At 72.1% G+C, this 11,944-nt stretch carries 16 protein-coding genes; 6 read left to right on the top strand and 10 right to left on the bottom strand.

Features of this window, described 5'->3' with window-relative positions; all coding sequences use genetic code 11:
* Window positions 1-20: 20 nt before the first annotated feature.
* Window positions 21-389 carry a cupin domain-containing protein gene (locus tag ACIY1X_RS00780; RefSeq protein WP_399677271.1) on the bottom strand — a complete coding sequence of 123 codons (369 nt, stop codon included), beginning with the start codon at window positions 387-389 and terminating at the stop codon, window positions 21-23.
* A gap of 154 nt (window positions 390-543) precedes the next feature.
* On the opposite strand from ACIY1X_RS00780, the gene ACIY1X_RS00775 reads away from it, so the two are divergent.
* The 4 genes from ACIY1X_RS00775 to ACIY1X_RS00760 are packed head-to-tail and all read left to right on the top strand — an operon-like array spanning window position 544 to window position 2,494.
* The gene (locus ACIY1X_RS00775) at window positions 544-1,035 is read left to right on the top strand and encodes an RrF2 family transcriptional regulator (protein WP_399677383.1); all 492 of its coding nucleotides are present in this window, start codon (window positions 544-546) and stop codon (window positions 1,033-1,035) included.
* 13 nt (window positions 1,036-1,048) lie between these two features.
* Complete coding sequence (gene sdhC / locus ACIY1X_RS00770; RefSeq protein ID WP_399677269.1) at window positions 1,049-1,441, top strand: succinate dehydrogenase, cytochrome b556 subunit; 393 nt, start codon at window positions 1,049-1,051, stop codon at window positions 1,439-1,441.
* Window positions 1,438-1,779 (top strand): succinate dehydrogenase, hydrophobic membrane anchor protein, encoded by a 342-nt coding sequence (gene sdhD / locus ACIY1X_RS00765; protein WP_399677268.1) that lies wholly within the window; start codon window positions 1,438-1,440, stop codon window positions 1,777-1,779. The genes sdhC and sdhD overlap by 4 nt, the downstream gene beginning before the upstream one ends.
* A gap of 16 nt (window positions 1,780-1,795) precedes the next feature.
* Complete coding sequence (locus ACIY1X_RS00760; RefSeq protein WP_399677381.1) at window positions 1,796-2,494, top strand: succinate dehydrogenase iron-sulfur subunit; 699 nt, start codon at window positions 1,796-1,798, stop codon at window positions 2,492-2,494.
* Window positions 2,495-2,625: 131 nt separating this feature from the next.
* Here the strand turns inward: ACIY1X_RS00760 and ACIY1X_RS00755 are convergent, their stop codons facing one another.
* The 6 genes from ACIY1X_RS00755 to mltG form a co-directional block, all read right to left on the bottom strand.
* The gene (locus tag ACIY1X_RS00755) at window positions 2,626-3,306 is read right to left on the bottom strand and encodes an ankyrin repeat domain-containing protein (protein ID WP_399677266.1); all 681 of its coding nucleotides are present in this window, start codon (window positions 3,304-3,306) and stop codon (window positions 2,626-2,628) included.
* Window positions 3,303-4,109, bottom strand: a complete 807-nt coding sequence (locus ACIY1X_RS00750) for a TatD family hydrolase (protein WP_399677264.1) — start codon at window positions 4,107-4,109, stop codon at window positions 3,303-3,305. The genes ACIY1X_RS00755 and ACIY1X_RS00750 overlap by 4 nt, the downstream gene beginning before the upstream one ends.
* 96 nt (window positions 4,110-4,205) lie before the next feature.
* Window positions 4,206-4,577, bottom strand: coding sequence for a PilZ domain-containing protein (locus ACIY1X_RS00745; RefSeq protein ID WP_038216650.1), 372 nt, complete (start codon window positions 4,575-4,577; stop codon window positions 4,206-4,208).
* On the bottom strand, window positions 4,574-5,596 hold the full coding sequence (locus ACIY1X_RS00740) for a DNA polymerase III subunit delta' (RefSeq protein ID WP_399677262.1): 1,023 nt from the start codon (window positions 5,594-5,596) through the stop codon (window positions 4,574-4,576). The genes ACIY1X_RS00745 and ACIY1X_RS00740 overlap by 4 nt, the downstream gene beginning before the upstream one ends.
* Window positions 5,593-6,234: a dTMP kinase gene (tmk, locus tag ACIY1X_RS00735; RefSeq protein ID WP_399677379.1), complete on the bottom strand. Its 642-nt coding sequence runs from the start codon at window positions 6,232-6,234 to the stop codon at window positions 5,593-5,595. Before tmk ends, ACIY1X_RS00740 begins: the two co-directional genes overlap by 4 nt.
* A gap of 2 nt (window positions 6,235-6,236) precedes the next feature.
* Window positions 6,237-7,232, bottom strand: coding sequence for an endolytic transglycosylase MltG (gene mltG / locus ACIY1X_RS00730; protein ID WP_399677260.1), 996 nt, complete (start codon window positions 7,230-7,232; stop codon window positions 6,237-6,239).
* Between the two features lie 82 nt (window positions 7,233-7,314).
* Here mltG and ACIY1X_RS00725 point away from each other — a divergent pair, with 82 nt between their 5' ends.
* Both ACIY1X_RS00725 and ACIY1X_RS00720 read left to right on the top strand, forming a co-directional pair.
* Window positions 7,315-8,256, top strand: coding sequence for a YgfZ/GcvT domain-containing protein (locus ACIY1X_RS00725; RefSeq protein ID WP_399677258.1), 942 nt, complete (start codon window positions 7,315-7,317; stop codon window positions 8,254-8,256).
* Window positions 8,257-8,354: 98 nt separating this feature from the next.
* Window positions 8,355-9,182 (top strand): hypothetical protein, encoded by an 828-nt coding sequence (locus tag ACIY1X_RS00720; protein ID WP_399677257.1) that lies wholly within the window; start codon window positions 8,355-8,357, stop codon window positions 9,180-9,182.
* A 16-nt stretch (window positions 9,183-9,198) separates the two neighbouring features.
* On the opposite strand, the gene ACIY1X_RS00715 is transcribed toward ACIY1X_RS00720, so the two are convergent.
* From ACIY1X_RS00715 to ACIY1X_RS00705, 3 genes are read right to left on the bottom strand one after another with little or no spacing between them, the layout of a single operon-like run.
* Window positions 9,199-10,077 (bottom strand): YbgC/FadM family acyl-CoA thioesterase, encoded by an 879-nt coding sequence (locus ACIY1X_RS00715; protein ID WP_038216628.1) that lies wholly within the window; start codon window positions 10,075-10,077, stop codon window positions 9,199-9,201.
* Complete coding sequence (locus tag ACIY1X_RS00710; protein WP_399677378.1) at window positions 10,074-10,991, bottom strand: alpha/beta hydrolase; 918 nt, start codon at window positions 10,989-10,991, stop codon at window positions 10,074-10,076. Before ACIY1X_RS00710 ends, ACIY1X_RS00715 begins: the two co-directional genes overlap by 4 nt.
* A gap of 26 nt (window positions 10,992-11,017) precedes the next feature.
* On the bottom strand, window positions 11,018-11,905 hold the full coding sequence (locus tag ACIY1X_RS00705; RefSeq protein ID WP_399677255.1) for a 2-keto-4-pentenoate hydratase: 888 nt from the start codon (window positions 11,903-11,905) through the stop codon (window positions 11,018-11,020).
* Between the last annotated feature and the right edge of the window lie 39 nt (window positions 11,906-11,944).

The raw sequence follows: 11,944 nt of genomic DNA, 5'->3' as shown, positions 1-11,944 counted from the left end.
CCACAACCTGCGGGTGTTGTTCACGGCAAGTCTCCTTGGGATGTCGATGGCAGGCCGTTCGCCTGGATGCGCACCACGGTCACCAGAAGGGTGCTGGCTTCATTCGCGTGCACGGCATGGGGTTCGGCGGCGGGCAGCGCGACGAGCTGCCCGGGCGCCAGGCGGCACGACGCGTGCGGCGTCGTGACGTCCGCCTCGCCGCTGAGGCATTGGATGGTGATTTCGCCGGGGACGTGGTGCTCGGGCAGCGCGTGGCCTGCGGGCAGGACCAGCCGCATGACCTGCATCTGCCCGGTCTTGAGCAGGCTGCTGCTGGTCGACGAACTTCCGATCGGTTCCGGAGCGGCCAGGTCGATGGCTTCCAGAAATCGTGCATGCTGCAACGCCACTGCGCACCTCCGGGAAGGGACAGGACAGCGCCTTGGTCATCGTGGGCGCGCGGAATAAAATGGATCCTAAATACATCTTATAAACAATGGAAGCCGGCGCAGACCCCATGGAGCCGTCGGCTTGCGCCGACGCGAGGCAGCCAGGAAGAGTGCGATGCAACTGACGCGGATGACGGATCTTGCGATGCGGCTGCTGGTCTATGTGGCGAGGCATCCGCGGCGCCTGTGCACGATCAAGGAGGTCGCGGACGCCTACGGCGTCTCCGGCGCGCACCTGATGAAGGTCACGCACCAGCTCGGCCGGCACGGGTGGATCGAGACCACGCGCGGCAAGGGCGGCGGCATGCGCCTCGCGCATGCGCCGCGCGAGATCAACCTGGGCGCCGTGGTGCGCTCGATCGAACCCGACTTCAACCTCGTGGAGTGCTTCGCGGGCGGCAGCGACTGCACGCTGAGCGGGCGCTGCGGCCTGGCAGGCATCCTCGAAGGGGCGCTGCGCAGTTTTCTCGAGCACCTCGACCGGTTCACGCTGGAAGATGCGCTGGCAGGCATGGGCGCGCGCGCGGACCGCGACTGGAAGCCGCTCGCATGGCTGGTCCTGGGAGAAGGCATTGGACGCACGAGCACGCTGGCGCAGCACGGATGACCGGGCCGCCGCCTTGCATCGCGCCGGCACGGCCGCGCGGCCGCGCTTCCTGAACCTGGCGGCGATCCGCTTTCCGGTCGGGGCGATCGTGTCCATCGGGCACCGGCTGTCCGGCCTGGCGCTGGCGGCGCTGCTGCCCTTCGTGCCGGCCGCGCTGGCCGCCTCGCTGCACAGCGAGCAGGCCTATGAGGCGCTGTGGTCCGCCTGGAACTCGCCGTGGGCGATGCCGGCCGAGTTCATCGCCGTGTGGGCGTTCCTGCACCATGTGCTGGCCGGCATGCGCCATCTGCTGATGGACATCGGCATCGGCGCGCGGCTGCCGCAGGCGCGCGCCAGTGCCTTCGGCGTCCTGGCGGCCGCCTTCCTTCTGGCGCTGGGCCTGGTTGCGCTGCGGAGGCTCGGATGAGGCAGTGGAGCGGCCAGCGGGCGTGGCTGCTGCAGCGCATCAGCGCGCTCGTGCTGCTGGCGGCCGTGCTGGCGGGCGGCTGCTGGCTGCTGCTCGCCGGCGCCCGGCCCGGTTGGCCGTCGTGGCGTGCGTTCGCGGCCCATCCAGCCGGCGCGTCCGTGCTGCTTCTGGTGGTGGGTGCGCTCGCGGTCCACGCCTGGGTCGGCGTGCGCGACGTGCTGCTCGACTACGTGCACCGGCCAGGGCTGCGCCTGTCGCTGCTCGCGCTGCTCGGCATGGGGCTGGCGTTCGTGTGGGTGCGCACGCTGCTCGTCCTCGCCGGGCCGATGTGGAGATGACCGAGGAGGAGGGCGCATCGTGAAGTTCCAGATCTACCGCTTCGATCCGGACGCGGGCCTTCGCCCGAGGATGCAGCACTACGAGCTGGAGACCAGCCCTGCGGACCGCATGCTGCTGGATGCGCTCATGCGGCTCAAGCAGCAGGATCCGACGCTGTCTTTCCGGCGTTCGTGCCGCGAAGGGGTGTGCGGCTCCGACGCCATGAACATCAACGGGCGCAACGGGCTGGCCTGCATCCAGCCGCTGCATGACCTGAAGGAGCTGGTTGTGCTACGGCCGCTGCCGGGTTTTCCCGTGATCCGCGACCTGATCGTCGACATGACGCAGTTCTTCGCCCACTACCGGGAGGTGCAGCCGTACCTGATCAACGATGCGCCGCCGCCCGAGCGCGAGCGGCTGCAGTCGCCGCAGGAGCGGGACACGCTGAACGGGCTGTACGAATGCATCCTGTGCGCCTGCTGCAGCGGCTTCTGTCCGTCCTACTGGTGGAACCCCGACAAGTTCATCGGTCCCGCGGGGCTGCTGCAGGCCTACCGCTTCATCGCCGACAGCAGGGATACCGCCACAGCCGAACGGCTGGACTACCTGGACGACGTCTACCGGCTCTATCGCTGCCGCACGATCATGAACTGCACCGAGGTGTGCCCGAAGGGGCTCAGCCCGTCGCGGGCCATCGAGAAGATCCGTCTGTCGCTGACGCGGCACTCGGTGTGAGTTGAGCGGCAGGGCGAGGGAGTGGGCCCCGGGGGGACGGTTTGAGGAACGCGTCAGATCTTGATTGCCATTTGATTTGACATAATACACATTGTATTTCTCATCGATGTGTATTCGCAGCCCGGCCGCCGCTACCAGCGGCCATCGCCCGCCGGCTTGGTCGCTCTGGGCGCCTTGGCCGCGGCGGCGCTCAGCAACTCGATCGCATCGGGCCGGTTGCCGCGCCGGGCGAAGTCCAGCGCCGTCATGCCTTGCTGGTTCTTCATCGTGATGTCCGCGCCTTCGTCCAGCAGCAACTTCACGGCCTCGGCCGAGCCGTACATGGCGGCCATCATCAGCGGCGTGGTGCCGTTGGGCGACTGGGCGTCGATGAAGGCGTAGCGCTCCAGCAGCAGTTTCATGATCTCGACCTGGCCGGAGGTCGCCGCGTAGTGCAGCGGCGCCCAGCCGGTCTTGTTGACGGCCGCATCGCGCGCCAGCAGCTGGTCGACGAACTCCTTGCGGCCTTTCAGCGCGGCCATCATCAGCGGCGTCTCGTCGCTGCCGTTGGCGGCATCGACGTCGGTCTTCGGCGAGGCGATCAGCACCTTGGCCACGCGCGGCGACGGCTCCCGCAGGGCAATGACCAGGCCGCGCTGCTGCTTGGCGTCCGGCGTGTTGGGGTCGAATCCGCGCTCGATCAGGCGCTCGACGGTGCCCGGGTTGTCGCTGATCACGGCACGAAAGAAGTCGTCCGCTGGTGTGGCATGAGCCGAGAGATAAATTCCTGATGCCAGAATGAGATATGTAAATTTCTTGAAGTGAATTCTCATGAATGAATGTCCCTGAAGAGCGTTTCGAAGTTGCGGCTGGTGGCTTCGGCCACGGCCTCCACCGGCATGCCGCGCAGCGTGGCAATCTGTGCGGCGACATAGGGCACGTAGGCGGGCGTGTTGGTCTTGCCGCGGTACGGCACGGGGGCCAGGTAGGGGCTGTCGGTCTCGATCAGCATGCGGTCCATGGGCACGAAGGCCGCCACCTGGCGCAGTTCCTCGGCTTTCTTGAAGGTCAGGATGCCGGAAAAGGAGATGTAGAAGCCCAGGTCCAGCGCCGCCCGCGCCACCTCGGCCGTCTCGGTGAAGCAGTGGAACACCCCGCCGGCCGCCCTGCTCCCGCCGTCTTCGCCCTCCTCGCGCAGGATGCGCAGCGTGTCCGCCGAGGCCTCGCGCGTGTGGATCACCAGCGGCTTGCGCACCTGCTGCGCGGCGCGGATGTGGGTGCGGAAGCGCTCCCGCTGCCACTCGAGGTCGGCGACGCTGCGGCCGCCCTTGCGCTCGTCCATCTGGTAGTAGTCCAGGCCGGTCTCGCCGATGGCGATCACCTTGGGGCGGGCGGCGCGCTGGACCAGGTCGTCGATCGTGGGCTCCCGGACGCCTTCGTTGTCCGGATGGACGCCAATGGAGGCCCAGAAGTTGTCGTAATCGGACGCCAGCCGGTGGACGTCGTCGAATTCCTCGAGCGTGGTGCAGATGCACAGGGCCCGGTCGACGCCGGCGGCGGCCATGTCGGCGCGGATGCGCGGCAGGTCCTGCAGCAGTTCGGGAAAGCTCAGGTGGCAGTGGGAGTCGGTGAACATCGAAGGAGAAATGGCAGACGGCCGGCGTCATGGCCGGCGCCGGCGGGTATGAGCGTCATTGTCGGGGCGCCGCGGCCGGGCCGCGTGCCGGCGGGCTCAGATGGTCTGTGTCGGCCGGTCGGAGGCCATGCTGCCGCCCAGCGCCTCCTCGATGCGCGCCTTGAGCTGGCGCGACTTCTCGTCGGAGGGGAAGCGAATGCCGACGCCCGGCGACCGGTTGCCGGCGGCGCGCTGCGGCGTGATCCAGGCGACCTTGCCGGCCACCGGATAGCGCTGCGGATCGTCCGGCAGCGTGATCAGCACGTAGACGTCGTCGCCCAGCCGGTACTCGCGCGAGGTCGGGATGAACACGCCGCCCTCGGCGAACAGCGGGATGTAGGCCGCGTAGAGCGCGCCCTTCTCCTTGATCGCCAACTGGATGACGCTGGGACGAGGGGGATGGGCTGCGGGGGCGGCGGGCGTGTTCATGGTCTGGGGCGTGCGGCGCGCGCCGAGTTTAGGGCGGCCTGGGCCTCGCTCACAAGGAACTCCGTCATGAGACCGGCGTTGAATGGATGCTCTGCCGTGCGCGCCGCGCGCGCCAGCGACTGCCACCAGCGCGCCAACGGCGCCGCCGGCGGGGCGGGCGGCAGGTCCTGCAGGTCGAAGAAGCGCGGCGCCGCGCCGGCGCGCACGGCCATCAGGTCGTGGCAGAGCTTCTGCAGCGCCTCGATGGCGGCGGACGGCGCCTGGCCGGCCAGCGCCGCGGCCTCGCCGCGCAGCAGGGCCTTGGGCAGCAGCCGCCATGCCTGAGGGGCCGGGCCGTTGCGGGCCAGGCGCAGGGCGGCATCGGGGCGGCCGCCGGCGGCGCGCAGCAGGGCCTCGGCCTCGCCGGCCGCGATGCCCTGCGCCTCCAGCCAGGTGCGCGCCTCGTCGGGCGCGGGCCAGGCCAGCGCGTAGCCCAGGCAGCGGCTGCGGATCGTCGGCAGCAGCTGCCAGGCGGCTTCGCTGGCCAGCACGAAGCGCACGTCGCCGGCCGGCTCCTCCAGCGTCTTGAGCAGGGCGTTGGCGGTGACGGCGTTCATCCGCTCGGCCGGATAGACCAGCACCACCTTGCCGCGCCCGCGCGCACTGGTGCGCTGGGCGAAGCCGACCGCATCGCGCATCGCCTCGACGCGGATCTCGCGGCTGGGCTTGCGCTTCTTGTCGTCGATGTCGGCCTGGGCCTTCTCGCCCAGCGGCCAGCCCAGCTCGAGCATGTCGACCTCGGGCATCAGCACCGCCAGGTCGGCATGGGTGCGCACGGCGATGGCATGGCAGCTCGGGCAGTGGCCGCAGGCGCCGTGCGGCGTGGGCTGCTCGCACAGCCAGGCCGCTGCCAGGGCCAGGCCCAGCTCGTACTGGCCGAGGCCGGAAGGACCGTGCAGCAGCCAGGCATGGCCGCGCTGGCGCAGCAGTTCGTCGCGGGCGCGGGCCAGCCAGGGGGCCAGGGGCGCAACAACGCTCACGCCAGCCACCCGCGGCGGCGCACGGCCGCTTCTACCTGCGCGCGGACCGCCTCGCGCGGCGCGTCGGCGCCGATGCGCTCGAAGCGCGCCGCATCGGCCGCGGCGCGGTCGGCATAGCCCCGGGCCACGCGGCGGAAGAACTCGACCGGCTGTGCCTCGAACTTGTCCGGCAGCCGCGCGCCGGCCAGCCGTTCGGCGGCGATCTCCGGCGCCAGGTCGAACCACAGCGTCAGGTCGGGCTGCAGCAGGGCGCCGCCCTGCCCTTGCCCGCCCTGCACCCAGCCTTCCAGCGTGGCCAGCACGCCGGTGTCGAAGCCGCGCCCCGCGCCCTGGTAGGCGAAGGTGGCGTCGGTGAAGCGGTCGCACAGCACGACTTCGCCGCGCGCCAGGGCCGGCGCGATCACCTGCACCACGTGCTCGCGCCGCGCCGCGAAGACGAGCAGCGATTCGGTCAGCGGGTCCATCGCTTCCGACAGCACCAGCGTGCGCAGCGTCTCGGCCAGCGGCGTGCCGCCGGGTTCGCGCGTGCGGCGCACGGTGCGCCCGGCGGCCTCGAACAGGCCGGCCAGGGCGTCGATGTGGCTGGACTTGCCGGCGCCGTCGATGCCTTCGAGCGATATGAACAGGCCGCGCGTCATCCTCATTGCCCCCGCTGGTATTTGTTGACCGCCCGGTTGTGCTGGTCCAGCGACTCGCTGAAGTGGCTGGTGCCGTCGCCGCGCGCCACGAAGTACAGCGAGCGGTGGCGCGCCGGCTGCACCGCGGCCAGCAGCGCCGCCTTGCCCGGCATGGCGATCGGCGTGGGCGGCAGGCCGGGCCGGGTGTAGGTGTTCCAGGGCGTGTCGGCCTGCAGGTCGCGCCGGCGCAGGTTGCCGTCGAACTTCTCGCCCAGGCCGTAGATGACGCTGGGGTCGGTCTGCAGCGGCATGCCGATGCGCAGGCGGTTGGCGAAGACGCCGGCGATCTCGGCGCGGTCGGCCGCGCGGCCGGTCTCCTTCTCGACGATGCTGGCCAGGATCAGCGCCTCGTCGGCGGACTTCAGGGGCAGGTCGTCGGCGCGCGCGGCCCAGGCCGCCTCCAGCTTGCGGTCCATGGCGCGCATGGCGCGCTGCAGCAGGGCGACGTCGCTGGAGTTCTTGGAGTAGGTGTAGGTGTCGGGGAAGAAGCGGCCCTCGGGCGCGACGCCGGGCCGGCCGAGCTGCTGCATGAGCTGCTCGTCGGTGAGGCCGGCGCTGTCGGGCCGCAGCATCTCGGCCTTGGCGAGCGCGGCGCGCACCTGGCGGAAGTTCCAGCCCTCCACCAGCACGATGCTGCGCGTGGCCTCCTCGCCGCGCACCAGCACGGCCAGCAGGGTGCGCGGGGTCAGGCCGGCTTCCAGTTCGTAGCTGCCGGCGCGGATCTGCCGGTCCTGCCCCGAGAAGCGGAACCACCAGTACAGCAGTTGCGGATGCACGCGGGCGCCCGTCGCGGCCACGGCCTGCGCCACGCCGCGCGGCGTGGTGCCGGGCTCGATCGAGAGATCGACCTGCGGCGCCGGCAGCGCGATCGGCCGGTGCACCCACCACAGCGCGGCGGCACCGGTGCCGAGCACGGCCAGCGAGGCGAGCAGGAACAGGGTGAGGAAAAAGCGGCGCACGGCAGGCGGGTCGGCGATCGGCAGGCAGCCCGGGAAGGCCCTGCGGCGCCTGCTGGAAGGAGCCGGTCATGATAATTCAGCGATGACCGCCGCCTCCCCGAACCCCGTGACGCTGCAGGGTGTGACGCCTCCCCTCGACACCCTGGGCGTGATCCGCGCCGAGGGCCCCGATGCCGCCAGCTTCCTGCATGGCCAGCTGACCCAGGACTTCGCGCTGCTCAAACCCGGCGAAGCGCGCCTGGCCGCCCTGTGCAGCCCCAAGGGCCGCATGCTGGCCAGCTTCGTCGGCATCAGGCCGGCGCCGGAGCAGGTGCTGCTGGTGTGCAGCCGCGACCTGCTCGCGCCGACGCTCAAGCGCCTGTCGATGTACGTGCTGCGCGCCAAGGCCCGGCTCACCGATGCCAGCGCCGAATTCGCCGTGCGCGGGCTGGCCGGTGCCGCCATCGCTGCGGCCGGCGCCGATCCGCTGGCCGCCCCGGGCACCTGCACGGCGGCCGGCCCGGCCCACGTCATCGCCCTCTACCCGGCCGACGGCGTGCCGCGCGCCCTGTGGCTCGCGCCCGAGGGCACACCCGCCCCGCAGGCGCCGGCGCTCGATGCGGGCCTGTGGGCCTGGAGCGAAGTGCGCAGCGGCGTGGCGACGCTGAGCGCGCCGGTGGTCGAGGCCTTCGTACCGCAGATGCTCAACTACGAATCGGTCGGCGGCGTGAACTTCAAGAAGGGCTGCTACCCCGGCCAGGAGGTGGTGGCGCGCAGCCAGTTCCGCGGCACGCTCAAGCGCCGCGCCTACCTGGTCGAGGCCGATGCGCCGCTGGCCGCCGGGCAGGAGGTGTTTGCCGAGGCGGATGCGCAGCAGCCCGTGGGCACGGTGGTCCAGGCCGCGGCCGGCCCGGACGGCGGCTGGTCGGCGCTGGTGTCGATGCAGACCTCGGCGCTGGAGGCCGGCGCCCTGCATGCCGCGTCGCCGCAGGGCCCGGTGCTCCGGCTGGAGCCGCTGCCCTATCCGCTGCTGCACGACATCTGATCCGGCAGGCGGGATACTTTTTTCCGGCGACCCCGAACCCCTTTCGCAGGGCTGCGCCGTGCAAGGCACATCCCTCCTCAACGCGAAAGGACCGTTCCATGCATCGCCGCCTTCTCCTCGGCACCCTGGCGCTGGCTGCCAGCGCCGCCGCCCTGCCCGCCCACGCCCTGCGCATGCCGACGCCGGACACCCGCGCCGGCCGGTGGCTGCAGGTGAGCGTGGTCGACCGCGCCACCGGGCGCGAACTTCCCCTGTACCGCCACGGCGGCGAGCTCTGGGTGGCCGGCCGGCCCGGCGCCCGCTACGCGATCCGCGTGCATAACCGGCAGGGCGAGCGCCTGATGGCCGTGATGTCGGTTGACGGCGTGAACATCCTCAGCGGCGAGACGGCCGGCGTGCAGCAGACGGGCTACGTCCTCGACGCCGGGCAGCGCGCCGACATCGCCGGCTGGCGCAAGAGCGACTCGGAGATCGCCGCCTTCGAGTTCACCGCCGTCGCGCGTTCCTATGCCAGCCGCACCGGCCGGCCGGACCACGTGGGTGTGATCGGCGTCGCCGTGTTCCGCGAGCGGCCGCAGCCGGTGGCCGTGCCGGCCCCGCCGCCCGCGCTGCAGCGCGAGCAGCGTGCCGAAGCCGAGGCGCCGCCTGCGCCGGAAGCCGGCGCGGCGGCCGATGCGATGGCCTCGCGCAAGGCGGCGCCCGGCCTGGGCACCGGCCACGGCCGGCGCGAGACGTCGTGGGTGACGCACACGGAATTCGAGCGCCGCAGCGACCGGCCCGACGAGCTGCTGCGCATCCGCTACGACAGCCGGGAGAACCTGGTGGCAGCGGGCATCATCCCGGCACCGGTGCCGCGTCCTTCGCCGACGCCCTCGCCTTTTCCTGCATCCCCGGCCGGCTACGTGCCGGACCCGCCGCGGTACTGACGACGGCCGGCGGCGCTCACAGCGCCTTGCGCATCTCGATGTGCGGGATGCCCACTTCCTCGAAGGGCTCGCCCGCCGGCGCGTAGCCCGAGCGCGCATAGAAGCGCTCGGCGTCGCGCTGGGCGCTCAGGGTGACGGCGCGGTCGCCGCGGGCGCGGGCGGCGTTCTCCAGCGCGTGCAGCACCGCCTCGCCGTGGCCGCCGTTGCGCAGCACGCGGTGCACGGCCATCCGGCCGACGCGGCCCACGCCGTCCTCGGCCGGCAGCAGGCGCCCGGTGGCGATCGCCTGGCCGAGCCGGTTGCGCGCCACGGCGTGGACGGCGGTGGCGTCCGCGGCGTCCCACTCCTCGGCCGCCGGGATGCCCTGCTCCTCGATGAAGACCTGCCGGCGCAGCGCCGAGGCGCCCTCGCCCAGCGCGGCCCAGTCGCCGGTCAGCACCTCGGTCATCGGCTCGCCGGCCTCGTAGCCCTGCAGCACGGCGCGCAGCGCATCCGGCACGGGCCGGGAGGTCTGCGTCGCCGGGTCGGCGAAGACGTACAGCAGCTCGCAGCCCACCAGGTACTGGTTGCGCCGGAACAGCACGCCCTCGAACAGCATCGAGGAATTGCCGATGCGCGCGCACTTCATGCCCACGTCCAGCACCTCGTCCAGCCGCGCCGAGGCGCGGAAGTCCACCGTCGCCTTGCGCACGAAGATGTCGCCGCCGAGCTGGTGCATGGCCTCCTCGTAGGGCATCGCCAGCGCGCGCCAGTAGTCGGCCACCGCGGTGTCGAAGTACATCAGGTAGTGGGCGTTGAAGACGATCTTCTGCATGTCCACCTCGGCCCAGCGCACGCGCAGGCGGTGGAAGAAGCGGAAGTCGGCGCGGGTGGGGTCGGGTCGTGGGTCGGTCATGGTCGAAGAAGAGCGGATTGCAGGGCGCGCGCGGCATCGGCCTGCGCGCTCAGGGCCTCGGGAATGGCGCGGCCCATCTTGAGGAACTCGTGGATCACGCCGCGGTAGATCTCCAGGTCGACCGGCACGCCGGCCAGGCGCAGCTTGTCGGCGTAGGCGATGCCTTCGTCGACCACCGGGTCGCACTCGGCCAGGCCGATCCAGGCCGGCGCCACGCCTTCCACGTCGTCGGCCAGCAGCGGCGCGAAGCGCCAGTCCTCGCGCTGGGCGTCGTCGATGTACTGCGCGAAGAACCAGTCGACCAGGCGGCGCGTGAGCACCGGCCCGTCGGCGAAGCGGCGGTACGAGTCGGTGTCGGCCCGGGCGCCGGTGCCGGGATAGAACAGCAGCTGCAGCGCGACGGGCAGGCCGGCGTCGCGCGCGAGGATGGCGCACACCGCCGCCAGCGTGCCGCCGGCGCTGTCGCCGCCGAAGGCCAGCCGGGCGGTGTCCAGGCCCAGCGCGCCGCCGCCCTGCCCCGCGATGAACTGCACGGCGTCCCAGGCGTCGTGCACGGCGGTGGGGAAGCGGTGCGCCGGCGCCAGGCGGTAGTCCACCGACGCGACCGCGCAGCCCGACTGCGCGGCCAGCACGCGGCACAGCGTGTCGTGCGTGGCGATGCTGCCGACGGTGAAGCCGCCGCCGTGGAAGTACAGCAGCAGCGGCAGGCGCCCGGCCGACGGCGCATACAGGCGCGCCGGCAGCGCGGCGCCGTCGCGGGCGGGGATGGCGAAGTCCTCGATGCGCGCCAGCGGCGGCTTCGGCACTTCGAGCACGCCGGCGCCCTTCTCGTAGGCCCGCTTGGCCTCGTCGGGCGAGAGCGCATCCAGCGGCGGATGGCCGGCGCGCGCCATGCGCTCGACCACGCCGGCCATGCGGGCCGTGAGCCCGGCGCCCGCGCTCACGGCCGGGCGGGCGCGAAGTTCACGACCACCGGCTGCGCGCCGGGCAGCCCGTCGTAGGTGGCCAGCACGCTCAGGCCCGGCTGGGGCGGCAGCAGCGGCGAGAAGGAGCCCAGGCTGATCAGGTCGCCCGGCTTCATCGAGAGGCCTTCCCGGCCCAGCGCCTCGGCCAGCCAGGCGACGGCGTTGAGCGGATGGTCGAGGATGTCGCTGCCCTTGCCGCGGGCCAGTTCCTTGCCGTCCCGGCCGTCGTTCAGGCGCACGGTCATGCCCTGCAGCGCATCGAGCATGGCGGCGCGGCCGGCCTCGTCCTGCGGCACCGCCACCGGCACGCCCTTGACGCCCAGCCGCGCGCCGACGTTGATGGCCGCCACGCCGGGCCCGTTGAGCTTGGGCGGCGCCTGCACCGCAAGGTCCGGCAGCTCGATGAAGGGGATGACCTGGTCGATGGCGGCCAGCACCTCGGCCGGCGTCCTGGCCTGGTTGACGGCCTCGCTCTTCACACGCACCAGCATGTCGGCCTCGTACAGCGGGCGGGCGCCGAAAGCCGGATCGACCACCGCACCCGTGTCCAGCAGCATGTCCTGGTAGAGCACGCCCCACACCGGCTTGTCGTAGTTGAAGCGCTTCTGCACGGCGGCATTGGTCAAGCCCGCCTTGTAGCCGGCGACGGCGCCGTGGCGCGCGGCCAGCCGCCGGTTCAGCGCGGCGCGGGTGCAGGCGGCGTCGGCCTCCGAGAGGCCCTCGGGCGTGTCGGCGGGCGTCTTCGCGGCGATCGCCTCGGCCAGCGCGTCGACTTCGGCGTCGCTCAGGCAGGCCGCGGCGGCCGGCAGTGCGGCGAAGGCTGTAGCCAGCGCGACAACGGCGAGGGTTTGGGCGGGGCGCATGGAAAGCTCCTCTTTGTTAGATTGGGCGGCTCGCATCGT

The organism is Xenophilus sp. (assembly GCF_044462705.1).
GTDB lineage: Bacteria > Pseudomonadota > Gammaproteobacteria > Burkholderiales > Burkholderiaceae_C > Xenophilus > Xenophilus azovorans.
The sequence above is the reverse complement of the archived record's forward strand: the minus strand, read 5'-3'. Positions and strand labels throughout refer to the sequence as shown.

Coding starts and splice junctions, on each gene's coding strand:
- ACIY1X_RS00775 (WP_399677383.1), top strand. CDS start 544: ATGCAACTGACGCGGATGACGGATCTTGCGATGCGGCTGCTGGTCTAT.
- sdhD (WP_399677268.1), top strand. CDS start 1,438: ATGAGGCAGTGGAGCGGCCAGCGGGCGTGGCTGCTGCAGCGCATCAGC.
- ACIY1X_RS00755 (WP_399677266.1), bottom strand. CDS start 3,306: ATGAGAATTCACTTCAAGAAATTTACATATCTCATTCTGGCATCAGGA.
- ACIY1X_RS00750 (WP_399677264.1), bottom strand. CDS start 4,109: ATGTTCACCGACTCCCACTGCCACCTGAGCTTTCCCGAACTGCTGCAG.
- ACIY1X_RS00745 (WP_038216650.1), bottom strand. CDS start 4,577: ATGAACACGCCCGCCGCCCCCGCAGCCCATCCCCCTCGTCCCAGCGTC.
- tmk (WP_399677379.1), bottom strand. CDS start 6,234: ATGACGCGCGGCCTGTTCATATCGCTCGAAGGCATCGACGGCGCCGGC.
- ACIY1X_RS00725 (WP_399677258.1), top strand. CDS start 7,315: ATGACCGCCGCCTCCCCGAACCCCGTGACGCTGCAGGGTGTGACGCCT.
- ACIY1X_RS00720 (WP_399677257.1), top strand. CDS start 8,355: ATGCATCGCCGCCTTCTCCTCGGCACCCTGGCGCTGGCTGCCAGCGCC.
- ACIY1X_RS00715 (WP_038216628.1), bottom strand. CDS start 10,077: ATGACCGACCCACGACCCGACCCCACCCGCGCCGACTTCCGCTTCTTC.
- ACIY1X_RS00710 (WP_399677378.1), bottom strand. CDS start 10,991: ATGGCCGGCGTGGTCGAGCGCATGGCGCGCGCCGGCCATCCGCCGCTG.
- ACIY1X_RS00705 (WP_399677255.1), bottom strand. CDS start 11,905: ATGCGCCCCGCCCAAACCCTCGCCGTTGTCGCGCTGGCTACAGCCTTC.